At 61.7% G+C, this 25,604-nt stretch carries 21 protein-coding genes; 11 read left to right on the forward strand and 10 right to left on the reverse strand.

Features of this window, described 5'->3' with window-relative positions; translation table 11 throughout:
• Positions 1-41 precede the first annotated feature (41 nt).
• Positions 42-902, reverse strand: a complete 861-nt coding sequence (locus PVW51_RS10215) for a LysR substrate-binding domain-containing protein (protein ID WP_269367190.1) — start codon at positions 900-902, stop codon at positions 42-44.
• 431 nt (positions 903-1,333) lie between these two features.
• Here PVW51_RS10215 and PVW51_RS10220 point away from each other — a divergent pair, with 431 nt between their 5' ends.
• From PVW51_RS10220 to PVW51_RS10230, 3 genes are read left to right on the forward strand one after another with little or no spacing between them, the layout of a single operon-like run.
• On the forward strand, positions 1,334-2,458 hold the full coding sequence (locus PVW51_RS10220) for a C4-dicarboxylate TRAP transporter substrate-binding protein (protein WP_274574917.1): 1,125 nt from the start codon (positions 1,334-1,336) through the stop codon (positions 2,456-2,458).
• Between the two features lie 37 nt (positions 2,459-2,495).
• Complete coding sequence (locus PVW51_RS10225) at positions 2,496-3,017, forward strand: TRAP transporter small permease subunit (RefSeq protein WP_269367188.1); 522 nt, start codon at positions 2,496-2,498, stop codon at positions 3,015-3,017.
• 12 nt (positions 3,018-3,029) lie between these two features.
• Positions 3,030-4,337, forward strand: a complete 1,308-nt coding sequence (locus tag PVW51_RS10230; RefSeq protein ID WP_274574918.1) for a TRAP transporter large permease — start codon at positions 3,030-3,032, stop codon at positions 4,335-4,337.
• 25 nt (positions 4,338-4,362) lie between these two features.
• Here PVW51_RS10230 and PVW51_RS10235 read toward each other — a convergent pair whose 3' ends face one another.
• Genes PVW51_RS10235 through PVW51_RS10245 form a run of 3 tightly spaced genes read right to left on the reverse strand, consistent with a single transcriptional unit; the run spans position 4,363 to position 7,631 of the window.
• Complete coding sequence (locus PVW51_RS10235; protein WP_274574919.1) at positions 4,363-4,728, reverse strand: cupin domain-containing protein; 366 nt, start codon at positions 4,726-4,728, stop codon at positions 4,363-4,365.
• A gap of 11 nt (positions 4,729-4,739) precedes the next feature.
• The gene (locus tag PVW51_RS10240; RefSeq protein WP_274574920.1) at positions 4,740-6,131 is read right to left on the reverse strand and encodes an NAD(P)/FAD-dependent oxidoreductase; all 1,392 of its coding nucleotides are present in this window, start codon (positions 6,129-6,131) and stop codon (positions 4,740-4,742) included.
• A 12-nt stretch (positions 6,132-6,143) separates the two neighbouring features.
• The gene (locus tag PVW51_RS10245; protein WP_274574921.1) at positions 6,144-7,631 is read right to left on the reverse strand and encodes an aldehyde dehydrogenase family protein; all 1,488 of its coding nucleotides are present in this window, start codon (positions 7,629-7,631) and stop codon (positions 6,144-6,146) included.
• Positions 7,632-8,140: 509 nt separating this feature from the next.
• On the opposite strand from PVW51_RS10245, the gene PVW51_RS10250 reads away from it, so the two are divergent.
• From PVW51_RS10250 to PVW51_RS10280, 7 genes are all read left to right on the forward strand, one after another.
• A complete protein-coding gene (locus PVW51_RS10250) occupies positions 8,141-10,177 on the forward strand; it encodes a hydantoinase/oxoprolinase family protein (protein WP_274574922.1) in 2,037 nt (678 codons plus the stop codon).
• A gap of 4 nt (positions 10,178-10,181) precedes the next feature.
• Positions 10,182-11,849, forward strand: a complete 1,668-nt coding sequence (locus tag PVW51_RS10255; RefSeq protein WP_274574923.1) for a hydantoinase B/oxoprolinase family protein — start codon at positions 10,182-10,184, stop codon at positions 11,847-11,849.
• Positions 11,850-11,920: 71 nt separating this feature from the next.
• Positions 11,921-13,024: an ABC transporter ATP-binding protein gene (locus tag PVW51_RS10260; RefSeq protein WP_274574924.1), complete on the forward strand. Its 1,104-nt coding sequence runs from the start codon at positions 11,921-11,923 to the stop codon at positions 13,022-13,024.
• A gap of 6 nt (positions 13,025-13,030) precedes the next feature.
• Complete coding sequence (locus PVW51_RS10265; protein ID WP_274574925.1) at positions 13,031-13,954, forward strand: ABC transporter permease; 924 nt, start codon at positions 13,031-13,033, stop codon at positions 13,952-13,954.
• A complete protein-coding gene (locus PVW51_RS10270) occupies positions 13,947-14,753 on the forward strand; it encodes an ABC transporter permease (protein ID WP_274574926.1) in 807 nt (268 codons plus the stop codon). Before PVW51_RS10265 ends, PVW51_RS10270 begins: the two co-directional genes overlap by 8 nt.
• 28 nt (positions 14,754-14,781) lie before the next feature.
• Positions 14,782-15,816, forward strand: coding sequence for an extracellular solute-binding protein (locus PVW51_RS10275; RefSeq protein WP_269367173.1), 1,035 nt, complete (start codon positions 14,782-14,784; stop codon positions 15,814-15,816).
• A gap of 207 nt (positions 15,817-16,023) precedes the next feature.
• Positions 16,024-17,379: an aminotransferase class III-fold pyridoxal phosphate-dependent enzyme gene (locus tag PVW51_RS10280; RefSeq protein WP_274574928.1), complete on the forward strand. Its 1,356-nt coding sequence runs from the start codon at positions 16,024-16,026 to the stop codon at positions 17,377-17,379.
• Positions 17,380-17,423: 44 nt separating this feature from the next.
• Here the strand turns inward: PVW51_RS10280 and PVW51_RS10285 are convergent, their stop codons facing one another.
• The 6 genes from PVW51_RS10285 to PVW51_RS10310 all read right to left on the reverse strand — a co-directional run bounded on the left by PVW51_RS10285 (position 17,424) and on the right by PVW51_RS10310 (position 23,984).
• Entirely contained in the window at positions 17,424-18,824 is a 1,401-nt protein-coding gene (locus tag PVW51_RS10285; protein ID WP_274574929.1) for a tetratricopeptide repeat protein, read from the reverse strand.
• 18 nt (positions 18,825-18,842) lie between these two features.
• Positions 18,843-20,075 carry a 3-sulfinopropanoyl-CoA desulfinase gene (acdA, locus tag PVW51_RS10290; RefSeq protein WP_274574930.1) on the reverse strand — a complete coding sequence of 411 codons (1,233 nt, stop codon included), beginning with the start codon at positions 20,073-20,075 and terminating at the stop codon, positions 18,843-18,845.
• Between the two features lie 7 nt (positions 20,076-20,082).
• Positions 20,083-21,267: a CaiB/BaiF CoA transferase family protein gene (locus PVW51_RS10295; protein ID WP_274574931.1), complete on the reverse strand. Its 1,185-nt coding sequence runs from the start codon at positions 21,265-21,267 to the stop codon at positions 20,083-20,085.
• Positions 21,268-21,425: 158 nt separating this feature from the next.
• Entirely contained in the window at positions 21,426-22,340 is a 915-nt protein-coding gene (locus PVW51_RS10300) for a LysR family transcriptional regulator (RefSeq protein ID WP_274574932.1), read from the reverse strand.
• 82 nt (positions 22,341-22,422) lie between these two features.
• Positions 22,423-23,220, reverse strand: a complete 798-nt coding sequence (locus tag PVW51_RS10305) for an IclR family transcriptional regulator (protein ID WP_274574933.1) — start codon at positions 23,218-23,220, stop codon at positions 22,423-22,425.
• Positions 23,217-23,984 carry an IclR family transcriptional regulator gene (locus PVW51_RS10310; RefSeq protein WP_274574934.1) on the reverse strand — a complete coding sequence of 256 codons (768 nt, stop codon included), beginning with the start codon at positions 23,982-23,984 and terminating at the stop codon, positions 23,217-23,219. The genes PVW51_RS10305 and PVW51_RS10310 overlap by 4 nt, the downstream gene beginning before the upstream one ends.
• Positions 23,985-24,361: 377 nt before the next feature.
• On the opposite strand from PVW51_RS10310, the gene PVW51_RS10315 reads away from it, so the two are divergent.
• Complete coding sequence (locus tag PVW51_RS10315) at positions 24,362-25,567, forward strand: mandelate racemase/muconate lactonizing enzyme family protein (protein ID WP_274574935.1); 1,206 nt, start codon at positions 24,362-24,364, stop codon at positions 25,565-25,567.
• Positions 25,568-25,604 lie beyond the last annotated feature (37 nt).

The following is a 25,604-nucleotide window of genomic DNA, read 5'->3' on the forward strand; positions in this document are numbered from 1 at the left end:
CCCGGTCTTCCAAGGCGGGCCAGGGCGAGGATGTCGCCGCCCTAGGCTTTTTCGACCTCGGCCCAAAGGGTTTCGACAAATCGCTCGGCACTTTCTTTTTCGGACTGCCCGGGCTGGATCACGAAATAGGGGTTTGGCGCAGGGACCTCGATGTCCAGCAGCTTCACCAGCGTGCCGCTGCGCAGATCGTCGGCGCAGAGGATCGAGGTGCCCACCGCGACACCACAGCCCCGCCGCGCTGCCTGTAACGAAACACCGGCGTTGGGAAAATAGATCTGCTGGGCGAACTGCAATGTCTTGGGTGACGCCATGGAAAGCAGCCGCATCCAGTCCGCCCCCTGATCGGCGTGGAGCGCAATACAATGGACCAGGTCGTCGGGACTGTTGATATTCCACTCATATTTCAGCTCTGGCCGACAAACCGGAAAGTACATCTCGTCCCGCAGGATCGCCTCGCGCATGCCGGGCATTGGGCGTTCCCCATAGGAAATGACCACATCCATGCTGTCGTCGGCCATGCCGACGGGAAAGACCCGCACAGTCATCAGCGGATACTGCTGGCAATATGCCTTTATCACCGAAGGAAGCCGCGAGCCCGCAAAGGCAGGGGCGCAGGCGATGTTCAACTCGCCGTCCATGCCGGAGGTGGATGTCAGGGACTGGCAGGCCCGTTCCATGTCCTGAAAGGCATGGTTCAGCCGTTCGAACAATGACAGACCCGCCGAGGTCAGCGTGAGCGTCCGTTTGCTGCGCACGATCAGAAGTTCGCCCAGATCCTCTTCCAGCCGTCTGATCTGGTAACGGATGGCACCGTCGGTGACATTGAGTTGCGAAGCCGCTCCGGCGATACCCCCGTTGCGGGCGACCTCGTGAAACGTGTTCAGTGCTGTCAAATTAAGCATAATCACCCCGAAACCGACAATTGAACTAACATATTTCAGCAATTTTTTTATCTTGCGTGAATATGACTAATGAATAATCTTTTTTGCAAGTCAAGACCAATCGCTGGCTCGGGGGAGAGCCGGACAGGCAAATCCAAAAGCAGCGTTCCGCGGAAACGTCACGCCTAGGGAATGATCGTGCATCAATCGGTCCGGGTGCCGCGCACCCAGAGAAGGCCAGATGCAGATCCAGACTTTATTGACGCAGTGGCCTTTGGCAGGGCTGGCGACCGGTTAGGGCCGGGACGGTCCTGTCGTCGGGCGGCCCGGTGCAAGGCAACCAAGTCCGGCCGGACCACGTCCGGTGGGGCAACGAAAAAGAACCGCACGGTCGGGACAACACGACCGGTCTGACATGCGCAATGCGCGAACAACAGGGAAAGGAAAGAGATATGAAACACTTTGCAGGAGCCCTTTTTGCCGGGCTGTGCAGCGTCACGGCCCTGTCGGCCTCGGCGCAGGAGATCACCGCGAGCATCTGGTTCCCGGACACCTACCCGCTGGTGACGGACGGCTATCAGGCCCTGGCCCGGACGCTTGAGGAAAAATCGGGCGGGGAACTGAGCTTGAAAGTCTATACAGGCGATTCCGTGCTTCCGCCGGGTGCCCACCTGTCCGGCCTGCGCGACGGGATCGTCGACATGACCTATCACGCGGGCACCTATACGCCCTCTGACCTTCCGGCGGACAACGTTCTGGCGGCGCTGGGAATTTCGTTCAACGACAGCATGGTCCTGACGGCGGCTGTCGCGGACTTCTACCTCAACGATGCCCAGATGCAGGAGATGTTCCGCCAGCAGGGTGTCGTCTTTCTAGGCAGCTATGCCTCGCCCTCCTATGCGCTGATGTGCACCTCTCCCGTGGTCACGCTGGATGACATCGCAGGCAAGAAGATCAGGATGCCCAGCCCAATTCATGCGGCCTGGGCGGCCTCGGTGGATGCGGCTGCGGTGAACGTGCCATCGTCGGAAATGTTCACGGGGCTGGAAAAAGGTCAGCTCGACTGTGCTGCCAATTCACCCAACGATCTCAAGTCACGCTCGCTTTGGGATGTGGCCAAGGAGGTGACGCTGCTGGACCTGGGGCAGTATTTCGCCGGGTGGCAATACGCGATGAACCAACCGGCCTGGTCGGGCCTGTCGGAAGCGAACCGGCAGCTGCTGGTCGACAGCATCTCCGACAACCTGGTCACCATGACCACCGCGTTTGAGCAATCCGTGGACGAGGCGCTTGCCGAAGCCGGGGATCACGGTGTGACTGTCCACGAACCGGGCGAAGATCTGCAGGCCTCGCTGGACAGCTTTGTAGCCGAGCAGGTGGCACCGATGGCGGCAGAAGTGGCGGGCAGGCTGAATGTCGAAGGCGCCGAAGACCTGATCGCGCGTTTCAACGCGGTCTATGAAAAATGGGAGGGTCTTTTGGCAGATGTGGACCGCAGCGATACCGCCGCCCTGCAAAAGGTCTTCAAGGACGAGATCTATGGCAAGGTCGATGTGGCCAGCTACGGCGTGAACTGAGCAGCGGGAACAAGGGGCGGCCAGAGAGGAGAAGCGGATGTTTTTACGCTGGATAAGACGTCTCGCCATCGTTCTGGCCGCCCTTGCGATCATGAGCCTGTTTCTCATGATGCTTCAGACGGTGATCGACGTGCTGGCCAGCAATCTGGCCGGTCGCCCGATCCCCGGCAATCTTGAGATCATCTCGGTCTATCACATGGTGCTGGTGGTGTTTCTGCCGCTGGCCTTCGTGGAGCTGAAGAAAGAGCCTATCGCGGTGGATCTGGTTTACCGAATGCTGCCGGAAATGCTGAAGCGCTGTGTGCTCGTGGCCGGCTACCTGATCACGGCAACCTTCTTTGGTTTTCTGGCCTGGCAGACCGGCACGGACGCGCTGCGGTCTTTCAACATGAACGAAATGATGATGGGAGCGGTCTTTGTAACCATCTGGCCGGCAAAGCTGGCCCTGCCCATCGGATTTGCCGCGGCGCTGCTGATGGTTGTCGCGAACGCGTGGCAGGCAGCGACGGACCCCGATTTCAACCCGTCGCCGGACACACCCGAAGACGCCGAGACCTGAACTGGGACAGCAATGGAAAATTTGACAATCGGATTTCTGGGGCTGGGCGCGGGCCTGATCCTGCTGCTGCTGCGCGTGCAGATCGGGGTCGCGCTGGGTCTCGTGTCCTTCGTGGGGATCGGCGTGCTGCTGAACGCGCGCGCGGCCTGGGGGATGCTGACGGCGGTGCCCTTCAACTTTGTCGGCGACTGGAATCTGACGGCGATCCCCATGTTCCTGCTGATGGGGTTCGTCGCGTCAGAGACGGGGATTTCCGCGGGCCTTTTCCGGGCGATGCGCATCCTGCTGGCCTGGCTTCCCGGCGGGCTGGCTGTGGCAAGCGTCGGAGCCTGCGCAATGCTGTCGGCGGCCTCGGGGTCCAGCGTGGCCACGTCCTCCGCCTTTGCCCGGATCGCCACACCGGAAATGCTGCGCTACAAATACGACCCCGGCCTTGCCACCGGCGTCATCGCGGCCTCTGGTACGCTTGGCTCGCTGATCCCGCCGAGCATCCTGATGGTGCTTTACGGCTATCTCGCCGAGGTCTCCATCGCCAAACTCTTCATGGCGGGCTTCCTGCCCGGTCTCTTGTCGGCAACCATGTTCATCGGAATGATTGTCATCCGCTGTTCGTTCAACCCGCGTCTGGCCCCCGCCGTTTCCGAAACCTTCACCCGGCGTGATTTCCTTGACGCGGCAAGGGAGATCTGGGCGCTGCCAGCCATCATCGTCGGGGTTCTGGTGGGAATTTTCATCGGCCTGTTCAGCCCGACCGAGGCCGGGGCCATCGGTGCGGCGCTGGCCATCGCGCTGGGTGCCGCGCGCGGGGCGCTGAGCTGGCAGTCGCTTTACCGCAGCGGTCTGGCGACGCTGACCAGCACGGCGGGCATCTTCATGGTGGTGATCGGAACAACCCTGCTGGGCAAGTTCATGACCCTGAGCGGCGTGCCGAGTTTCATCGCGGAATCGCTGCTCTCGCTCGGATCAACCGAACTGATCGTGATCGCCATGGTCGCCGTGCTCTACCTGATCCTGGGCTGTTTTCTCGATTCCATCGGCATCCTGCTTTTGACCATGCCGATCATCCTGCCCGTGGCCCGCGAAGCCGGGATCGAGCCGATCTACTTCGGCATCATCCTGGTCAAGCTGCTGGAAATCGGACTGGTTACGCCCCCGGTCGGCCTGAACGTCTATATCGTCAAGGGCGCGCTTGGTGAACGGGTGTCGCTGGTTTCGATCTTCCGCGGGGTAAGCTGGTTCATCGCGGTCGACCTGATCACGCTGGCGCTGCTGATTTCATTCCCGATCATCAGCCTCTACCTGCCGTCGCTCATGGGCTGACGGCAGGGGCGGCCTGCCTGTGGTCTCACCTTGGTTGCAGGATGAAAAAGACCTTGCGCACGGGTGTCAGGTTTTCCCAGGTGCCACGGAATCCGGCAGCAACGACGAAACTGTCGCCCGGGCCAAACTCTTGGGAGACGCCCTCCGCATCGGTCAGGCGCACCCTGCCTTCCAGCAAATGGCACAGCTCATCATAGTCGCAGTCAACGCGTTCCAGATGCGCCTCGGCCTCCCAGATGCCCGCCAGGGCCCCGCTTTCGGGGCGCTGGAAATGACGCCAGCTGCGGGCGCCGTAGGGCTGGTCGACGATGGCGGGGTCAGAGACGGTGCTTTCCACCGCCGTGACAGAAGGATCGTTGAAGTCGAGAACGTGGCGGGGAGCCCGGGCCATGCGGTTTCCTTTCAGGAGTCAAAGCCGACGCCGAACCTGTCGAGCGTCCTGTTGAAGGCGGACCGCCGCCCGGTGGCATCCTCGCGCGCCAGACCGTGCTGCGCCAGGCGGATACCAAGCCAGCGGAAGGGTTCGGGCGGGAAGGGAAAAGGCCTGCGGCGCAGCATTTGCAAGGCCGTCCTTTCGGTCTCGCGCCCCTGCAGCAGGTCGAGCATCGTCAGGGCCGCGAACCGGCTGGCAGACACACCCTGTCCGGTGAAGCCCATCGCATAGGCCACGCGCCTGCCTTGCGCGGTTCCGGCAAAGAACGTGGTGCGCGCAGAGGTGTCGATGATCCCGCCCCAGGCATGGGTCAGCTGCACATCCGCCAGTGGGGGCAGGGCGCGGGCGAAGTTTTCGGCAAGGCGGGCCAAGCTGCCGCTCTCGGTCAGAAAGGCATCGTCGCGGCGCGACCCGAAGTGATAGATCGCATCGAAACCACCCCAGAGGATGCGGTTGTCTGCCGTCTTGCGGAAGTAGTGGAACTGGTTCCCGCTGTCGGCAATCCCGTAGCGATCAGTCCAGCCTATGGCGGCCAGCTCTGAATCATGCAGCGGTCGGGTCACGATGGTATAGTCGAAAATCGGGATCAATGCGCTGCGCAACCGGCGCAGGAGCGGCGGCGCGGCATTGGTCGCCAGAACCACCTGCCGCGCTGCGATACGTCCGCCCGGTGCGATCAGCTCAACCCCGTCCTGCCGCTTTGCCACGCCGGTCACCGGGGTGGCCTCGTGGATATCGACCCCCCCGGCCAGCGCGATGCGCCGCAGCTCCGCCACCATCTTGCCGGGGTTCAGCAGGGCATAATTCGGCTCGAAAAGACCGGCGTGATAGACGGGTGAGTCCAGCCGTTCCTGCAGGGCATCCCCTTCGAGGAAATGGGACTCGCTGCCAAAGCGGCGGCGAAGGGCCTGCTGCGCCTTCAACCCTTCGACCTGCCAGGGGGTTGCGGCGACGGTCAGCTTGCCCGAGCGTTCAAACTCAACCTCCATGCCGTAGGTCGCAATATCCGCTTCGAGATCGTCAAGGTTGGACATGCCAAGGCGGATCAGTGCCTCGGCCTCTTTCGGCCAGCGTTGCATCGCGTTGCCGATGCCGTGCGAGATTGACGGTGCGCAGAACCCGCCGTTGCGTCCCGAAGCGGCGTTGCCGCAGCGCCCGGCATCGACCAGCAGGATCCGCGCATCCGGCATGCGGCGGCGCGCCTCCAGCGCTGTCCAGAGGCCGGTGAATCCGCCCCCGACAATGGCAAGGTCACAGCGCGTGTCCGTTTCCAGCGGCGGGCAATCCGGTTGCGGCCCCGCCGTCTCTGCCCAATAGGGCGTGCGGGTCGCGGCGGCGAGGCTTTCAAGTGCTTTGGTCATTGGCCCACCGCCTCAATCCGGCACATCGAGGTACCAGCCCCAATGTTCCTTGTGGTCAAAGCGGGTGATCTGCTTGGTCTCGAAACAGGCATCGAACCCGGCGCGGCCCAACTCGCGGCCGATGCCCGATGTCTTGTAGCCGCCCCAGGGCACCTGCGTGAACGTCGGTTGCGAGCAGTTGATCCAGACGATCCCCGCACGCAGCCTTGCCGCGACGCGGTTGCAGCGGTCAAGGTCGTCCGACATGACCGCCCCGGCCAGCCCGTAGGCACTGTCGTTGGCCAATGCGAGCGCCTGTTCTTCCGTGTCGAAGGGATTGACGCAGACGACCGGGCCGAACACTTCTTCGCGCCAGATATCCGCATCGGTTGGCACATCGGCAAAGATGGTCGGCGTCAGGTAATAGCCGTGATCAAAGCCTGCCGGACGGTCTCCCCCCGTGACCAGGCGCGCACCGGAGTACCGACCTGCATCAATGGCGGCACGCACCTTGTCATATTGCCCCCTGGACACCAGCGGCCCCAGCTTGACGCCCGGCTGATCCCCCGGCCCGATCCTGATCGCCTCCGCTGCGGTGCGCAGCCGGTCCAGCAGCCGGTCGAAAATCCCGCGCTGGACCAGAACCCGCGAGGTGGCCGAACAGACCTCTCCCTTGTTCCAGAAGATGCCGAACATGATCCATTCGACGGCCTTGTCGATGTCGCAGTCGTCAAAGATGATGAAGGGCGATTTGCCCCCCAGTTCCAATGAGACGGTGCGTATCCCGGCGCTGGCAGCCTGCATGACCTTGCGGCCCGTGGCGACCGACCCGGTAAAGGCCAGCTTGTCCACCAGCGGATGATCGGCCAGCGGCTGCCCCGCGTCCGGTCCGGTGCCGGTCACGAGGTTGAAGACCCCCGGCGGCACCCCGGCAGCGTCGATCACCTGGGCCAGCACCTCGCAGGACAGCGAGCAAATTTCGGATGGTTTCAGAACGATGGTGCACCCTGCGGCGAGGGCGGGCGCGACCTTCCAGACCGCCATGAGCAGCGGGAAGTTCCACGGCGTGATGGCACCGATCACCCCCAACGGTTCGCGGTGGATCTTGCCTTCGAAACGCGGATCGCCCAGATCGACCGTCTCTGGCGGCTGGATCGCCTGTTGTTCGGCCAGCTCCGCGTAATAGTCGAAACAAAAGGCCGCATCGCCGATGTCCCATTCCGCTTCGGGCAGCGGCTTGCCGTTGTCGCGAACCTCCAGCAGGGCAATCTCGGACAACCGTGTGCGAATGCCCTCCGCGATCCGGCGCAGCACACCGGCGCGTTGTTTTCCATCCATCCCGGGCCATGCGCCGGAATCGAAGGCACGGCGTGCCGCACGCACCGCGCGGTCGATGTCCGTGGCCTGACCCGCAGCAATCTCGGCAAAGGTCTCTTCCGTGGCGGGGTCGACCGCCGGGAAATGCCGGTTATCCCCGGGGGCTGTGAAGGTGCCGTCGATATAAAGTCTGGTTCTGTGCATCATCTTCTCCGTCTGACGACCCTGATGTGACCTGCCTGCGGCAGGTCGGGTCATTGCCGAGTCTGTGCGTCTGCGCCCGTCAGGCGTGTTGCGAGAAGGGTAGCGTCATGAATTTGGCTGACGCAAATCAATAAACTTCGCGAACTATGAGAGTTATTTTGACAAATTTACCGTGTCAGGCGGTCGCCCGTCGTGCCGGTTGCTGTAATGAACCTTCAGTAATGCGGCACTCAAAATTCGTCAAATCAGTTCACACATTTGGTTAATATTATTATCTTGCATCAATTCAGTTAACCAATAATCATTTCAACACAGGGATCGGGCAGGGGACTTTCTAGGTCAACCTGCCGTCCGACCGGACAGGTGGCGCTTTGTGCGGTCGCCTGAACGGGGCGGAACATGCCGATCAAAGAACAATCACCGGCGTGCCCAGCACGCAGGGCGCGACGCAGCGTGTCGCGCCAAAGGAAAACTACATTCTGCCGGATGCGGTAAACAGGACGGAAAACATGGTAAAAATGGCAATCGAGGTTGGTGGCACCTTCACAGACCTTATCTGGATCGAAGGTGGCGTTGTACACAGCCACAAGGTTCCCTCCACGCCGCATGACGCCTCCATCGGCGTGCTGGACGGGCTGAACTCGGCGCTGGAAGGTGACCTTTCAGGGCTCGACCGCCTGTTTCACGGCTCGACCGTGGCGACCAATGCGGTCATCGAACGCAAGGGGTGCCGCACCGCACTGCTGACCACCGAAGGCTTCAAGGATCTGCTGCAGCTTCAACGGCAGCTGCGCCCGAACGTCTATGCCATTGCCTGTCACAAGCCCGAGCCGCTGGTGCCGCTGAACCTGAGCTTTGAGGCCCGCGAGCGGGTGGATGCCAAGGGCGATATCGTCACCCCGCTGGATGAGGCGGCCCTGATCGAGACGCTGGATCTGCTGCTGGAAAAGGAGCAGCCGGAGGCGCTGGCCATCTGCCTGCTGCACGCCTACCGCAACCCGCAGCACGAACAGCGCGTGCGCGAGATCATCGCCGAGCGCGCCCCGGATCTGCCGGTTGTGCTGTCCTCCGACGTGTTGCCGACCTTCCGCGAATACGAACGCGCCTCGACCACCACCATGGCGGCCTATCTGGTGCCACTGGTCGGGCGCTATCTGGAACGGCTTGAGCAGCACCTCCACGCCGGTTCGCCCGGATGCAACCTGTTCATCATGCAATCTTCGGGCGGTGTGCTGCCCAGCAGCGGCTCACACGGACGTGGGGTCGAGATGCTGAATTCCGGCCCGGCGGCCGGTGTCATCGGCGCGGTGCGCATGGCCGAGGCCATTGGCGATGACAATGTCATCACGCTGGACGTAGGTGGCACCAGTGCCGATATCTGCCTGATTGCCAACGGCGCACCCGAGATCACCTCGGAAACCGAGGTGGATGGCCTGCCCGTAGGCCTGCCGAGCATCGACATCGCGAACATCGGCGCAGGTGGCGGCAGCCTGGGCTGGGTCGACGGGGGCGGCATGCTGCAGGTCGGGCCGCGCTCTGCCGGGGCGCGTCCGGGGCCCGCATGTTATGGCCACGGCGGCACCGACCCCGCGCTGACCGATGCGCTGGTGCAACTGGGCTGGATCCGCCCGCAGCGCTTCCTGGGCGGGCGTATGACGCTTCAGCCCGAACGCGCAACCGAGGCGCTTGCCGCCCTTGGCGCAAGCAATAACGAGACCGCCGATGCGATGGCGCAGGCGATGATCGACATCAGTGTCGCCAATGTCAGCCAGGGCATCCGCCTTGTGTCGGTGCAGCGCGGGCATGACCCCAAGGGCTATGCGATCTATGCCTATGGCGGCATGGGGCCGATGATCGGGGCGCTCGCCGCGACAGAGCTCAAGGCGCAACGTGTCGTTGTGCCGCCCTATCCGGGGCTGTTTTCAGCCCTTGGGCTTCTGGTCGCCGACCTCAAGCGAATCTACCGCGAAACCAACCTGATGCGCGTCACCGACAGCGTCGCGGATGACGTGCGCGCCGCCTTCGACCGCATCCGCAAGCAGGCGGAGGCCGAATTCGCCGAGTTTGGTGGCAAGCCCCAGGACATCGCCTTCGCATACGAACTTGAGATGCGCTTCAAGGGGCAGGGCTACGAGCTGCTGTCCGATGTCGATCCCGACCGGCTGGAGCGGGAGGGCAAGGACTATGTCCTGGGCCTCTTCAAATCGACACATGAGACACGCTATGGCGCCGTCGCTTCCATGGGTGAGGTGGAGATCGTGACCTTCCGGCTGACAGCCTCTGTCGCAACCGAAAGCGACGTGATGTCCTCGCTCACCCGACCCCTTGATCCGACCGCCGATGCGCAGCCTGCGGACACCGGGGAAATCACCTTTGCCGGCGCGCCGGTCCCCTGCAGCTACTACTGGCGCGGCGATCTGGTGCCGGGCACCGAGATCACGGGTGCTGCCGTCATCGAAGAGCCGACGGCGACAACGCTGGTGCCGCCCGGCTGGACCGCGACGGTCGACCGCACCGGCGCCCTTATCCTGACAAGCGAGGCGTAATCAGATGTCCGAGAAACTCACGCAAGCCACCTTCAACATCATCAGCAACGGGCTGCACGGCATCGCGCAGGAAATGGGCGAAAAGCTGGTCCGCTCCGCCTATTCGACGATCATCCGCGAGGCGCGGGATTGTTCGACCTCTTTCCTGGACCGCAATGGCCGGATCATCGCGCAGGCGCAGTTCTGCCCGATCCACATGAACTCCTTCGGCAAGGTCTTCGAGGCTTTTGCGAACAAGTTCGATCTGTCCACGATCCAGCCAGATGAAGGGTTGATGACCAACGACCCCTACAGCGGTGCGCAGCACCTGAACGACATCATCCTGTTCACGCCTGTGTTCTACCGCGACAAGCTGGTCGCTTTCAGTGCCTCGCTGGGTCACCATATCGACACCGGTGGCGGTGCCGCGGGGCCCAATGCTTCGGCCAATGACGTCTATTCCGAGGGGCTGCGGATTCCGCTGTCGCGCTTCAACGTGCATCGCGACATGGGCGATGGTCTGCTGGAGCAGTTCATCCGCATCAACGTGCGCCCGCCGAACGAGGTGATGGGCGATATCTATGCCCAGTTCGCCGCCAACCGGACCGGCGAGGGACGGTTCATCGAGATGCTTGAACGGTTCGGCGAAGAGACGGTTCTGGCCGGCGCGGCGGAACTGCAGGATTATTCCGAGCGTCTGGCCCGCGAGGCGATCAGCGCGATTCCCGATGGCATTTACCAGGCCGAGGATTTTGTCGACGACAACGGCTTTACCCCCGATCCGCTGCGCGTGGCGGTAAAGATCAAGGTGGACGGCGATGCGCTGGAGCTTGATTTCGAGGGCAGCGCGCCACAGACCAAGGGCATCATCAACTCGCCCCTGGCGGCGACCATTTCGGCGGCCTACGGCGCCATCGGCATCTTGCTGGGTGGTGGTCGCATCCCGGTCAATGACGGGCTTTATCGCCCGATCCGTGCGATCAATGTGCCTTACGGCAGCTTCCTGAACCCCAGCGAACCGCGTGCCGTGCGCGCCCGGAACAACGCCTGTCACCGGGTCTATAACGTCATCATGCTGGCCATGTCCGAGGTGGTGCCGAACCAGGTTCTCGCCTCGGGCCACGACACGACCAACGCCATCGGCATGGGCCATATGTCGCCCGAAGGCTACCGCGTCTACATGGAGGTCGTCGGCGGCGGCTGGGGCGCTTCAGCGGGCGCGGACGGCGCTGATGTGGTGGACGGCTATGTCGGCAATTGCTCCAACGTGCCGGTTGAATCGCTGGAAACCGATTACCCTTTCATGCGGGTCGAGGAATATTCGCTGCGGCGCGGCTCTGCCGGGGCAGGGGAGCGGCGCGGGGGCCTTGGTGCCCGGCGGGTCTATCGCATTCTCGCGGACGATGTGACGTTCAATTCCTATTCCGACCGGTTCAAGGTCGCGCCCTGGGGCCTGTTCGACGGCGAAAGTGGTCAGCATTCGCGGTTCACGGTCGAACGGGATGGCAAACGTCTCAGCCTGCCATCGAAAGGCAATACCGAACTGCTGAAGGGCGACAGGCTGATCATCGAGACCGCCGGTGGCGGCGGCTATGGCGATCCGAAAAAGCGGGATCGTGAGGTGCTGAAACGCGAGATCGCGCAGGGCCTGCTGACCACGGAAGACGCCGCCGAAGTCTACGGTCTGTCATGAGCCAGTTGGTCCGGAAATCACCGTTTCCGGACCAGCCGGACGACATCCTCGGATCAGGAGAGGAATGAACGATGCCCCATTCAGCCAGTGACGAATTTGCCATTGAGGTACGCAACGTAAGCATGGTCTACGGGGCGGGTGCCAGTGCCTTCACCGCGCTCGACGATGTCGAGGTGGCGATCAGGGAGAACGAGTTCTTCACCCTGCTGGGGCCGTCGGGTTGCGGCAAGACCACGCTTTTGCGGCTGATCGCCGGCTTCAGCTATCCGAGCGGGGGCGACATCAGGCTGCACGGTCAGAACATCGCCGCCCTGCCGCCGTTCAAGCGACCCGTCAACACGGTGTTCCAGAACTACGCCCTGTTCCCGCATATGACGGTGAGCGAGAACATCGCCTTCGGCCTCGCCATGTTGAAACGCTCCAGGACGGAGATTCGTGACAGCGTCGACAGGATGCTGAAGCTGGTGCAGCTTGAGGCGTTGAAGGATCGCAAGACCGCTCAGCTTTCAGGCGGCCAGCAGCAGCGTGTGGCGCTGGCCCGCGCGCTGGCCCCGCAGCCCAAGGTGTTGCTGCTGGACGAACCGCTTTCCGCGCTCGATTTCAAGCTGCGCAAGGAAATGCAGATCGAACTGAAGCGCCTGCAGCATGAGACCGGCATCACCTTCATCTTTGTCACCCACGATCAGGAAGAGGCGCTGACCATGGCGGACCGCATTGCGGTCATGTCGGCGGGCCGGATCCTGCAGATCGGTTCCCCGCGCGAGATCTATGACCGCCCGGCAGAGCGTTTTGTGGCGGACTTCATCGGCGAGACCAACTTCATGCAGGCCGATGTGCTGTCCTCGTCCGATGGCATGGCGGAGGTGGCGCTGCCGGGCGGCAAGCGCATTCCCGCGCTTGTGGCCGAAGGCTTCCGGCCCTCGGGGCAGGTCAGCATCGTCGTGCGCCCCGAACATGCGCAGATCGTCGAAGCGGGGCCGGAGGCCCATCTGGCCGGCACGTTGGAGAACACTGTCTATTTCGGAACCGACACGCATTTTCACATCAGGCTCGACGGGGGCAGGCAGTTCATCCTGCGCCGCCAGAACAGCCGCAGCGCGGCTGCCACACCACAAAACGGCACGGTCGTCGGCATCAGGATCGACGATGGCGCGGCACAGATACTGAAGGATTGAGGCATCATGGCAACCGCCGCTGACATCGCCCGACAGGCCGAGACCCGCGAGATCCGGGGCAGGTGGCTTCTGTCCGCACCCGCGCTTGTCATCATCGCGCTGGCCTCCATCGGGCCACTTGCCATCGTGTTCGTCTATTCCTTTCTCGCCCCCGGTTCCTATGGCGACGTGATCTGGGAATTCTCGCCCGACGCCTGGCTTTCCGTCTTTCTCAAGCGTGACATCTTCGACAACACGCTGTCCTTTGCGGATGCACATCTGTCGATCTTCTGGCGGTCGCTGCGGCTGTCGTTCCTGACCACGCTGATCGCCCTGCTGCTTGGCTTTCCGACCGCCTATTTCATCGCCACACGTTCCGCCCGCACACGGGAGATATGGCTGTTCCTGATCACGATTCCCTTCTGGACCAACCTGCTGATCCGGACCTTCGCCATCCAGGAACTGATCCGTAACGAAGGCATCGTGAACAACCTGCTGATCAAGATCGGCGTGATCGGTGAGCCCATCCAGATGATGTTCACCGATTTCGCGATTCTGCTGGGCATGGCCTATGTCTATTTCCCGCTGATGGTGCTGCCGCTTTACGCCAGCATGGAAAAGATCGACTTCCGCCTCGTCGAAGCAGGCTATGACCTTTACGCCACCCGCTGGCACGTGCTGCGGCATGTCATCGTGCCGCTGACCAGGCCGGGTATCATCGCCGGATCGATCCTGGTCTTCATCCCCACCCTGGGCGCTTATGTGACGCCGCGCGTGCTGGGCGGCGGGCGCAACCTGATGCTGGGCAACCTGATCGAACTGCAATTCGGGCAGGGGCGGAACTGGCCGCTGGGTGCGGCACTCTCCATGACAATGCTGGCCATCGTCCTGCTGGCGCTGATGGTCTATGTCCGCGTCGCCACCCGCAGTGGAGGGCAGAACCATGGCTGACAAAGGGTCTTTCGACGTCAGGCATCAGTCCGGCTTTCCGATTGTCGCGCTGATCTGCTTCTTCCTGCTCTACCTGCCCATCGGCGCGCTTGTCGTCTATGCATTCAATGCCGGGGCGTCGGTGGCCATCTGGGAAGGTTTCTCGCTGCGCTGGTTCACTATTGCCTGGAACAACGAACAGGTGCTGGACGCCGCATGGCGTTCTCTTCGGATCGCGACCTGCGCGGCCTTTATCGCCACCGCCGCGGCCACCATGGCGGCGCTGGCCACCACCCGCACCCGGCCCTATCGCGGGCTGAACGCCAAATATGCCTTCCTCAACATGCCGCTGATGGTGCCCGAAATCGTGGTCTCCGTCGCGCTGCTGATCTTCTTTTCGCGCATCAAGCTTGCCACCGGCTACACCGGCCTTGGTTATCTGGTCGCCGCCCATGCCGCCTTTTGCATTCCCTTTGCCTATCTTCCGATCCGGGCACGGCTGGAGATGACGGATCTCTCGCTCGAAACGGCGGCGGCGGACCTGTACGCCACGAAGTGGCAGGCGTTCCGCTGGATCACGCTGCCGCTGCTCTGGCCCGGCATCCTCGCGGGACTGATGCTCGCCTTTGTCATCTCGCTGGATGACGTGGTCATTACCGAATTCGTGAAATCGGCCGGTCAGGACACGCTCCCGACGTACATGCTTGGCCAGCTCAGGCGCAACGTGACGCCTGAAATGAATGCGATATCGACGGTCTTCCTGCTGATCTCTGTCGGTATCGTCACCCTCTTCTTCATCGTCAGCAGGAAACGGAACTAACACGACAACAACAACAGGGAACTATAAAATGAACTGGAAATCCGGAACAACCGCAACGGGCCTCGCGCTGATCGCCTTCAGCGGCGCGGCGCAGGCCGAAGGCACCCTCAACATCTTCAACTGGGGCAATTACACCAATCCCGAACTGATCGAGAAATTCGAAGAGCAATATGACGTCAAGGTCACGCTCACGGATTTCGATTCAAACGACACGGCGCTGGCAAAGGTCCGCCAGGGCGGTCACGGGCTGGACATGGTGGTCACCTCCTCCAGCGTCCTGAACATCTGGATCGAAGAAGATCTGCTGCTTGAGACGCGCCCTGACCAGATGGAGAATTTCGAGCATGTGGCGGAGCGCTGGATCGACGTGCCCTTCGATCCGGGCCGACATTACTCTGTCCCATGGCAATGGGGATCGACCGGCGTTTTCGTGAACACATCCGTCTATTCGGGCGATCCGAACACTTCCGCCATCTTCCTCGATCCGCCGCAGGAACTGATCGACAAGGTCACGGTCATCCCAGAGCTGTCCGACGTCATGCATATGGCAGTGTCCTATGCAGGCGGCGAGCCCTGCACCGGCGACCTGGAAGTGCTCAAGAAGGTCCGCGACACCCTGCAGGCCGCCAAGCCGAAGTGGATCTCGATCGAATATGATTCCATCGAGCAGGTCGTCAAAGGCGATGTGTCCGGCGGCACCGGGTGGAGCGGTGCGACCATGCGCGCGCGCCTGCAGAACCCGGATATCGTCTATGGCTATCCGAAGGAGGGCTACCCCCTGTGGATGGACAATGTCGCCGTCCTGAAAGAGGCCCAGAACGTCGAGAACGCCAAGCTGTTCCAGAACTTCATCATGGCGCCCGAGAATGCCGCGCTGATTTCGGCCTTTGCGCGCTATGCCAATGGCATCGAAGGGTCCGCAGCCTTTATGCCCGAAGACATGCAGGATGCGCCGGAAATCGTCATTCCCGAGGAGCATCTCGATGCCGGTTCATTCATGCAGACCTGCCCGGCCGATGTTCAGGCACTTTATACCAAGATCTGGACCGAGCTGCTGAAGTAGGCGGACCGGAACGAGGCGCGTCGTCGGACATGGGCGCGCCCCGACCCTGCCGTATCACGCGGTCGGCATCGTATATCTTACGTTAATTTCCCGGCGATCCCCGTCCGGGCAGGCAAGGCGCGTTCAGCCGACCCGGCAATGCGGGCTGGCTGACGGTTCCTGCCGCAGAATATCGGCCTGTTTCGCAGGCCCACCAGGAGGTTTGAAATGGCAACCCGGAGCAACAGCAGGCTGGCAGACAGCATCCTGTATCCTTTCGCGAACATCGGTCACCTGACCGAGAATCCGCCGGTCGTCGTCGAAAGCGGCGAGGGCGTGTACATCACCGATTCCACCGGCAAACGCTACATCGACGGCCAGGCCGGCTTGTGGAACGTCAATGTCGGCCACGGGCGGGAGGAGATCAAGGAAGCCATCAAGGCCCAGCTCGACCGCATCAGCTATTACACGATCTTTGGCGGCACGACGAACATGCCGTCAGTCGAACTTGCGGAACGTCTGTGCCAGTTGACCAGGCCGGAGGGGATGGTGCGTGCCTTCTTTTCCTCGGGCGGCTCCGAAGCTGTGGAAGCCGCGTTCAAACTGGTGCGCCAGTACTGGCGTCTGCGCGGCGAGGCTGCGAAGACCAAGATCATCTCTCTCAAGCGCGGCTATCACGGTGTCACGCTTGGTGCCCTGTCCGCGAACGGCATCACGTCAAATCGCGAATATTTCGAACCGCTTCTGCCCGGTTTCATACAGGTCGAAACACCTCATCTTTATGGCAACCCCTACACGCAAGATCACGAAGAACTGGGTCGGATCTGTGCCGATATGCTGGAACGCGAGATTCAGTATCAGGGTCCGGGCACCGTCGCCGCCTTCATCGCCGAGCCGGTACAGGGTGCCGGCGGGGTGATCGTGCCGCCCGCCAACTACTGGCCGCGCCTGCGCGAGATCTGCGACAAGTATGACATCCTGCTCATCGCGGACGAGGTTGTCACCGGGTTTGGCCGACTGGGTACGATGATGGGCAGCCGCCACTGGGGCGTCAAACCCGACATCATGACTTTCGCCAAAGGCATCAACAGCGGCTACATTCCCCTGGGCGCCACGATGATGAATGCGAAAGTGGCCGAAGCCTTTGACACGGGGGACACGGCGCAATTCAGCCCGAAGGCCTTTGCGCACGGCAATACATACGCCGGGCATCCGCTGGCCTGTGCCGCGGCGCTGGCCAGCCTCAGGATCGTGGAAGACGAAAACCTGCCCGAGAACGCGGGCCGGGTCGGGGCCTATTTCCTGAAACGCCTGAAAGAGGTTCAAAGCCGCCACGACATGATCGGCGATGTGCGCGGTCAGGGTCTCATGATCGGGGTGGAGCTTGCCAATCCGGAGACGAGGCGGCCCTTTGACATCTCCCGGAAAGTCGGCGGCCGAATTTCGGACCACTGCAGGGAAAAGGGTGTGATCATTCGAAACCTTGCCGACACTTTCATCATCTCGCCGCCCTTTGTTCTTGAGACGGGTCATGTGGATGAGATGGTCGACACCTTCGAAGAGGCTGTGGCCAGCGCGGGCTGAATGCACTTTCATCGCGAAGCGGCACGGGGGGCCGGAGCGTCAGCTCAGCTTACGCGGATCTCCTGCGCCTTGCCGGCGGCAAATGCCGCTTCTTCGGACTTGCCGCTGGATTCCAGGATCGTGCTGTAGTTCTTCCAGGTCCAGCTGGAATGCACTTTTTCGCCCAGGCGTTCCGAAAACAGGGCGCGCGCGACCAGCGCGTCGTTGCTGGCCTTGGCCGCATCCAGCATGATCATGATGAAGACGTCCCGTTGTGCCTTGCTGCCACCCACAAGGTCCAGATCGTAGCGCACGGGTTTGATTGCCGCGACCGCCTCGGCATATTTGCCGTCACGCGACAGTTGCAGCCCTTTGGCCACGGCCAGGCCAACGGTGGCGCAGATCCGTGCCTGTGTTTCATCCAGCTGGGCCCATTCGCGCATGCTCTCGATCATCTGATCCGCCGCCTTGCGGTCCCCGTTGGCGACCAATGCCATGAGATAGTGCAGCGACACAAAGATCAGATCGCGGTCATGCAGGTGCTTGCGCGCCACGTCCGTCAGGGCGCGCCAACGGTCGCCCACATTGACGCCGAACATCTCAAGCCGCCAGAGCAGCGAGGAGCAATTGCAGATGTCGAGGTAGAAATCCGATTCAATATCCGAGGAAATCTGTTCGTCATAGAGTTTCAGGACCTGATCGAATTCGCCCCGTTCCAGATGGAACAGGCACTTGTGCCAGTAGAGATGAAAGCGGAAGTTGTTGACCGTCGACCAGTCGCTTTCGAGCCCGGCAATCCATGCGATGCCTTCTTCCTGGCGCTCGGTCATTTCCATCACATGGGCAATGGAGTGGACGGACCAGGCGTCTTTCGGGTTCCGTTCGACAGCGGCCCGTCCGTAACGTTCCGCCTTTTCGAACTGGCCGGATTCCTCCAGCCCGAAGGCATACATGCCCAGCAGGAAGCCGTAGTTCGGGTGGTCCTTCGGCCAGAGCGGCAGGTGCCGCGCCATGGAGTCGCGCATTTTCCGGCCGTCTCCCGAATAGAAATGCGTGAAATGCGCCAGCCGAAGCGCCAGACCATCCATCGGATGATCCAGAAGAATTTTCTCCCAGATCGAAGTTGTCTTGTCCAGGTCTCCACGGCACCAGGCTGCCAGGGCGGCAGCATGCAGTTTCTCGCGGTCGTTCGCGCCCACCTTTTCGAGATGCGCATCCAGATCTTCCGAGATCGAGACCGCGCGGGCCGAGTGGTTGGAACTGCCCATCAGCTTTGCAAGATAACCTTTGGCACAGCGCGCCATGGGCATATCCGGGTCGCTCTCTGTCAAATCCTTCAGGATGGCGCCCGTCTCCCGGCGGAACCCCATGTAGGACGTGGTGAACCTGGAAATCGTCTCCACGCTGTCGGGAGCGCTCGCCGTGAATGCGAGGCCGTAGGGGTCAGAGTATTGTTTCATCGACATTCTGTTGTCCTCCCCGCGTCAGAATTTGTTCTGCGCATAGCCACTGCGGCTTTGCGGAGTCTTGATCCCCAGCACAGCACCTGCCACCTGTGTCTTGAGGATCTGCGCCGTACCGCCGCCGATGGTGAACATGCGCACGTCCCGGTACATTCTTTCAAGCGGTTCCTGATCACCGTATCCGCGTGCGCCGAACATCTGCAACGCATCGCTCACGACCTTGATCGCGTTTTCGGATGCAAATGCCTTCGCACGGGCGGCCATCATCATGTCGGGAAAGCGGTTGCCGTCCCATTCCGCCGATTGCGCCGCTTCGAACAACATCAGACGGGAAGCGTGAACCTGCGCATCCATATCGGCAATCATCCATTGCAGACCCTGGAATTCGGCCAGTGGGCGGCCAAACTGCTTGCGCTCGCCCAGATAGCGTTTTGCATGGTCCAGCGCGCCAGCCGCGACGCCCATCGCGATGGTGCCGGCGCCCACGCGCTGGCTGTTGTAGGCGGTCATGAGGTCGGCAAATCCCCGGCCAAACCCGGAAGGCGTGCTGAGCCGCATCTCCTCGGAAACCTCAAGATCAGAGAACCGCAATTCGGCTTCGGGCATCCCGCAAAGCCCCATGGTGCGTTCGCGGCGGGTAACCTCGAAACCCTTTGGGTCGATACTCTGCTCCGGGTCCACATGGACCAGGAATCCGCCGATCCCCAGCTCCGCGCCTCCTTCGTCGAAGCATCGGGCAAAGATCAGATGGAGTTTTGAGACACCGCCGCCGGTGATCCAGTGCTTGCAGCCGTTCAGGACCCAGCGGTCCCCCTTCCTGTCGGCGCGGGTCTGCATCTCGCTTGCGGCGCTTCCGGCATCCGGCTCCGTGATGCAGATCGCCGGCTTGTCCCCGGCCAGCACGATCGGCGCGCAGAACTCGCGCTGCTGGTCGGTGCCATAGGCCATGACGGCGCTGATGCCGCCCATGTTGGCTTCCACAAGGATGCGGGCGGTCAGCGTGCAGCTGCGCGCGGCTTCCTCGACCACCTGCGCAACCTGTAGAAAGCTGGCCCCGCCGCCGCCGAACCGCTGGGGGATGGACATCCCCATCAGCCCCGCCTTGGCCAGATCCCTGACCACGGGCCAGCAGTAGCTGCGGGTCTGATCCCATTCGGCAGCGCGGCTGGCAATATCCTTTGACAGGGCCTGCATTTTGCTCAGCCAGGGATTATCCGGCAGCCTGTAGGTGCTGAATGCGGTGTGAGTGTTCATCTGGTCCTCAAATCTTGCTGGGTTGCGCATCCGCCCAGAACGCCAGGGGCGTATCCGTGCCGAGTTTCGGCGGGGCGAACCTGTAGGTGACGGGGGTTCTGGACATTCGGATCGGATTGCCGATCAGGCTGACCGAACCGGACTGGGCGTATTCCTGCGCCATTTCGATCTTCATGCCGCGGGCACGGGCCTGGTCGCTTTCAAGCGCTTCCCCGACCGTGTTGATCGGCCCACCGGGGATTCCCTTTTCTTCCATCCCCTTCAGCAGGTCGTCACGGGTGATATCCAGCAGTGTCTTGGCAATCAGCGAGACGATTTCATGGCGGTTTTCGATCCGCAGGGGGTTGGTGACGAAACGCGGATCTTCGGCCAGGTCCGGCCGCCCGATCAACCCGCAAAACCGCTTGTACTGCTCATCATTCCCGACAGCGACAATCACATGGCCGTCGCGGACCTCGAAAACCTGATAGGGTACGATGTTCGGATGCTGGTTGCCCGCGCGTGTGGGCGAGGTGCCGGAGGTGAGGTAATTGGTGCCCTGGTTGGCCAGCATTGCCATTTGCACATCCGCCAGAGCCAGATCAATCAATTGTCCCTCGCCGGTCGCATCGCGGTGGCGCAGCGCCGCCAGGATCGCAACGGAGGCGTGCAGGCCGGTGCAGAGGTCGGTGATGCCGACCCCGACCTTCATCGGCTCACCGCCAGCCTCGCCGGTGATGCTCATCAACCCGCCAAACCCCTGCGCCAGCAGATCGTATCCCGGCCGATGGGCATTTGGCCCGGTCTGCCCGAAGCCCGTGATCGAACACCACACCAGACGCGGCAGGCGTTCTGCCAGCTGGGAATAATCCAGCCCGTATTTCTTCAGCGCCCCGGTCTTGAAGTTCTCGACAACGACATCGGCGGTTTCCATCAGCGCAAGGAGCCGCGCCAGATCCTCCGGGTCGTTGAAATCTATTTCGACGGACCGCTTGTTGCGGTTGGCGGCAAGATAATAGGCGCTTTCCGTCGCGCGGCCTTCCTTCGGGGTGACAAAGGGAGGTCCCCAGGTGCGGGTATCGTCACCAACACCCTTGCGTTCGATCTTGATGATATCCGCGCCAAGATCGCCAAGCATCTGGGTACAGGAAGGTCCGGCGAGAATTCGGCTGAGATCCAGAATCCGGAGATTGCCCAGGGATGCGTTGCTCATCAGGTTTTTCCTTTGACCATCTTTCGCTGATCATAGGGCCGTTAGATATTCATACGTTAGGTTGAAATTCTTTAATCTAATGTTGAAAAAACTTTCATTGTAGCTGGCAAGCACCAGAGCCCGGATCAAGATGCGCAGCATCGCCCTGTGTGGTGAGGTTACACCAGTGGTGTGTTGGTTTCCGTACCGCCATCTGCGTCCGCCGATTGCCCTTCAATCAGTGACAGCAGCACCTCATGTATCCGTTGGACAAGCTGTTTGCGCGGAGAGTTCCTTCGGCTCGCCAGAACGACTTCGCGGTTCAGCTCCCCGCCCTCCAGATCAATGGCCCTTATCCCGCGCGGAGGCGGTGCAAGCGCCCGCTTGGGCAGGATCGAAATGCCCAGATTGTGACGGACCAGCGCTTCGACACCTTCAAAGGAGTTCACATCCATTTTGGACAGGACATTGATCCTGTTCCTTTGCAGGTAAGCCTCCGCGCGACGGGACAGGGCGGTGCTGCGGGTGAACCATATGAAAGGCCGGGTGCGCAGGATCGTATGGTAATCGTCCGATGTCTCCAGATCCGACACCCACAGCTGAAACGGTTCGCTGCAGACCGGCAAGGTGGCAAGGTTTGGATAAGATGCGCCCGGATCGGTCACCAGCGCCACATGGATCGACCCGTCCAGAACCATGTTGATCAGGTCATGGGACAGCCCGGCGATCAATTCGATCTCAAGGTCCGCGTGTTCGACGCTGAGCCTGGCGAGTGTCGGCGCCACCAGCGTCTGGATGGTGGAGGGGGCAGCACCCACAGAGACCCTGCCGAAAAACCGGTTGGTGTCCGCCAGCGCCTGAATGTCGCTCACGACATCCTCCATCCGGCGCGCTTGTTCGACAAGGGCCAGCCCTTGCGGGGTCAGGATGGGCGGGCGCTTGGACCGATCAAGTATGGCGAACTGGAGTTCGTCTTCCAGCGCCTTGATCTGCAGGCTCACCGCCGAATGGCTGAGGTTGAGTTTTTTGGCGGCGGCGTTCAACGACGGGCTTTGCGCCAGTTCGACGACGGTCCGGAGGAAGCGCAGGTTCATGATCTCACGTTGCCGGTTTCATTGACGATACAGGTTCCGAATTCCGGCAGGTAACCGGAGAATTTGATTGCACCACCCGCCTTCATCCGGCGCTCAATGCATGAGAGACCGAGACGACGGGCTGCAACACTTTGGCGACAAATGCCTCCTCATCGTTGCCTGCCAGGGGGACATGCGCCGAAATCCCGGCGATGGCGGTTTTACCCCGCATCGCCGGGCAGGCGATGGTCATCAGCCCCGGGGAGGTCTCCCGTTTGACAAGGGCATAGCCCCGCACGCGGCAGAGGTCGATTTCGGCCAGGATCTTCTCGGGATCGGTCAGAGAGAAGGGGGTGAGGGCCGGTATGGTAACCTGCGCGAGGTAGCGTTCCACGACCTGCCGGGGCTGCTGCGACAGGACACAGCGGCCAGCGGCGGACAGGCACAGCGGGATCTTTTTCCCCGGCAGCGTGTTTTCGAAATCGCCCGCATAGGCCGCGAGGCGGTGGACATAGATCATCGAATCCTGAAGCGGGATCGACATCGAAATGCTGACGCCCAGGGTTTCCCTGAGGTGCACGAGATGCGGCCAGGCGCGTTCGGCGAACTGGTTGCGGGAAAGGTAGCTGAACAGCAGGTCGACGGTCTTGACCGTCAGACCGTAGCGTTTGGAACTCGGCTCCTTTTCAACGTAACCGGCTTCGACAAGGGTTGCCGTCAAGCGTTGAAGCGTGGGGACGGTCAGGTCGGTCTTGCGCGACAGTTCGGTCAGCGACATCGCACCGTAGTGCGCCGACAGGGCCTCCAGCACCCGGAACCCGCGCGCCACCGAGGTCAGAAACCTCGGGTCCTGCTTTTCGCCGTCCCGCTGCGCGTTGTCCAGAGCTTCGACCATTCTCATGACAGGTTGCATGCCCCGATTGAACATGTGGCCTGCACAACCGCCTCGCCCAACCTGTGCCTATCTTCGGGATCCTGGAACCTGGCCACGGGGCCGCTCAGAATGACCGCGCCGTACACCTGGCCATTTGTTCCGACAACAGCCGAACTGACAGAGGCGACGCCGGGCAGAACCTCCTCGCGCTGGTAAGCGTAGCCGTCAGCCTTCGCTTTCTGAATGGCCTCGGAGATAGAGGGCAGATCGACAAGCGTCTGGGATGTGATCTTCTTCAACCGTGATGCCGTGATAATGCGCTCCCGTTCCTCTGCGGGCAGGGCCGCCAGAATCGCCCGGCCGGAACTGGCATTGACTGCAGGCCAGCGTTTTCCCAGCGGCGAGAGGGTCAGCCGCTCTTCCTGCGACGGGATACGGGACAGGTAGATGATATCGGTCCCTTCCAGCACGGAAAGGTGCGCCCGCATGCCGACTTTTTCGGAGAGGTCCAGCAGGAAGGGTGTCGCGGCCTCCAGCAACCGGTTGTTCTGCAGAAACCCATAAGCCGGACCCAGGCAGGATCGCCCCGGCACATAGCGGGCACCGTCGTCGTAGCGTTCCAGATACCCCAGCTTTTCAAGCGTATAGACGCTGCGTTGGGCGGAGCTTTTGGTTTGCCGGGTCAGATCGGCCATATCCTGAACCGTGAGCGCGCCATTGTCGTTCTGAAAGGTCTCAAGCACCTGCATCGCCTTGAGAAGCGCGTTCGACCCCATCGCCAGGTTCCCCATTCTCTTCGGAAAGTTGAGGGGCATTAAAGCCGAACGGGCATCCCAGGTCAAAAATTATTATTGACCGCACAGTTTTGAGGATACTAGTTTGATATACAAAATACAAAATCGCTATCCGATAAAAGCTGGGAAATTGTGAAACACTTGCTGAAGACGGCTCATGTGGCCCTGACCGGGTTCGCGCCGGTTCCGTGGTTCTGCCCGATCCCGACTTTCGTGACAGCAGTCGATTGCCAGCCAGAGATATCGTCGCGCGTCATTCCCCGCCCGGGCGTGAGCCGCCGCGCTTCGGCAGACGAAATGCGGCGGGCGGACACAGGGCGTAAGATTGCCCTGAAGGTGGCAACAACAGACACATTCAAACTTGGAGCACGGCCTTGAAGATCGTATCGGCAGAAATCTACAGCGCAACCATCCGTCTTTCGGAGCGTCACAACACCAAGACCGGCTGGCGGCCGATCATCCTGAAACTGACGACCGACGTGGGGCTGACCGGCATCGGCGAGGTAGGTCTTGCCTATGGGGCCGCGCATCATGGCGGGGTCGGTGCCCTGCGCGATTTCGTCGAAGGCTTCGTCATCGGGATGGACCCGTTTGAACGCGAAAAGATCTTTGACACCCTGACCCGGCAGACCTTCTGGGGCGGTGCCTGCGGCCCGATCGTCAATGGCGCAATGAGCGCCATCGACATCGCCTGCTGGGACATCATCGGCAAGGCGCTGGACATGCCGGTCTGGAAACTGCTGGGCGGCAAGGTCAACGACAACCTGCGCACCTATGCCAGCCAGACCCAGTTCGGCTGGAATGACGGGATGGACCCCTGCGGCTCGGTCGAGGAATATGCCGCAGCGGCAATGCGCGCGGTCGATGAAGGCTATGATGCCATCAAGGTCGATCCGGTGATGATCGACACGGAAAAGAAAATCCAGCCGCCGCTTACCCTGAAAGGCGCGCTGACACGAGAGATCGTGGACCGCACGGTCGACCGGATGACTGCCATCCGCGAAGCCATCGGCCCGGATATCGACATTATCCTTGAACTGCATTCGCTGACCTCCATCACCGGCGGCCAGCGGCTGGTGGAGGCGCTGGAGCATCTTGATCTCTTCATGGTCGAAGAGGCCGTGAACTATAACAGCGCCCTCCCGGCACGGGTACTCAAACAACGCATGCCCTCGACCCGCATGACCGGGGGCGAACGCATTTTCACCCGCTGGCAGTTCCGGGAATATCTGGAGGATGGTGCCTTCGACATGGTGCAGCCGGATTTCTGCCTTGTCGGGGGCATCACCGAAGGCAAGAAAGTCTGCGACATGGCGCATATCTATGAGGTGACGGTGCAGGGGCATGTTTGCGGCACGCCGATCTCCACCGCCGCTGCCCTGCATGTGGAGGCCTCTATCCCGAATTTCGAGATCCACGAGCATCACATCTATTCGACGCTGGATGGCAACCGGAACATCTGTCTGCAGGATCTTCAGCCGGTAAAGGGACACTTTGCCGTACCGGACGGGCCGGGGCTCGGCGTGGAACTGAACGAAGACTTCATGCGCAAGCATTCAAACGTTATTACTCTGTCCTGAAAAGAACCCGCGGGCCACGCCGCGGTCCCGGCCCGCG

Source organism: Sulfitobacter sp. PR48, from assembly GCF_028807335.1.
Taxonomy (GTDB): domain Bacteria; phylum Pseudomonadota; class Alphaproteobacteria; order Rhodobacterales; family Rhodobacteraceae; genus Sulfitobacter.

Bases quoted from the DNA above. Each gene is read 5' to 3' on its own strand.
- PVW51_RS10215 (WP_269367190.1), bottom strand. From the start codon at position 902: ATGCTTAATTTGACAGCACTGAACACGTTTCACGAGGTCGCCCGCAAC.
- PVW51_RS10220 (WP_274574917.1), top strand. From the start codon at position 1,334: ATGAAACACTTTGCAGGAGCCCTTTTTGCCGGGCTGTGCAGCGTCACG.
- PVW51_RS10225 (WP_269367188.1), top strand. From the start codon at position 2,496: ATGTTTTTACGCTGGATAAGACGTCTCGCCATCGTTCTGGCCGCCCTT.
- PVW51_RS10230 (WP_274574918.1), top strand. From the start codon at position 3,030: ATGGAAAATTTGACAATCGGATTTCTGGGGCTGGGCGCGGGCCTGATC.
- PVW51_RS10235 (WP_274574919.1), bottom strand. From the start codon at position 4,728: ATGGCCCGGGCTCCCCGCCACGTTCTCGACTTCAACGATCCTTCTGTC.
- PVW51_RS10240 (WP_274574920.1), bottom strand. From the start codon at position 6,131: ATGACCAAAGCACTTGAAAGCCTCGCCGCCGCGACCCGCACGCCCTAT.
- PVW51_RS10245 (WP_274574921.1), bottom strand. From the start codon at position 7,631: ATGCACAGAACCAGACTTTATATCGACGGCACCTTCACAGCCCCCGGG.
- PVW51_RS10250 (WP_274574922.1), top strand. From the start codon at position 8,141: ATGGTAAAAATGGCAATCGAGGTTGGTGGCACCTTCACAGACCTTATC.
- PVW51_RS10255 (WP_274574923.1), top strand. From the start codon at position 10,182: ATGTCCGAGAAACTCACGCAAGCCACCTTCAACATCATCAGCAACGGG.
- PVW51_RS10260 (WP_274574924.1), top strand. From the start codon at position 11,921: ATGCCCCATTCAGCCAGTGACGAATTTGCCATTGAGGTACGCAACGTA.
- PVW51_RS10265 (WP_274574925.1), top strand. From the start codon at position 13,031: ATGGCAACCGCCGCTGACATCGCCCGACAGGCCGAGACCCGCGAGATC.
- PVW51_RS10270 (WP_274574926.1), top strand. From the start codon at position 13,947: ATGGCTGACAAAGGGTCTTTCGACGTCAGGCATCAGTCCGGCTTTCCG.
- PVW51_RS10275 (WP_269367173.1), top strand. From the start codon at position 14,782: ATGAACTGGAAATCCGGAACAACCGCAACGGGCCTCGCGCTGATCGCC.
- PVW51_RS10280 (WP_274574928.1), top strand. From the start codon at position 16,024: ATGGCAACCCGGAGCAACAGCAGGCTGGCAGACAGCATCCTGTATCCT.
- PVW51_RS10285 (WP_274574929.1), bottom strand. From the start codon at position 18,824: ATGTCGATGAAACAATACTCTGACCCCTACGGCCTCGCATTCACGGCG.
- acdA (WP_274574930.1), bottom strand. From the start codon at position 20,075: ATGAACACTCACACCGCATTCAGCACCTACAGGCTGCCGGATAATCCC.
- PVW51_RS10295 (WP_274574931.1), bottom strand. From the start codon at position 21,267: ATGAGCAACGCATCCCTGGGCAATCTCCGGATTCTGGATCTCAGCCGA.
- PVW51_RS10300 (WP_274574932.1), bottom strand. From the start codon at position 22,340: ATGAACCTGCGCTTCCTCCGGACCGTCGTCGAACTGGCGCAAAGCCCG.
- PVW51_RS10305 (WP_274574933.1), bottom strand. From the start codon at position 23,220: ATGAGAATGGTCGAAGCTCTGGACAACGCGCAGCGGGACGGCGAAAAG.
- PVW51_RS10310 (WP_274574934.1), bottom strand. From the start codon at position 23,984: ATGGGGAACCTGGCGATGGGGTCGAACGCGCTTCTCAAGGCGATGCAG.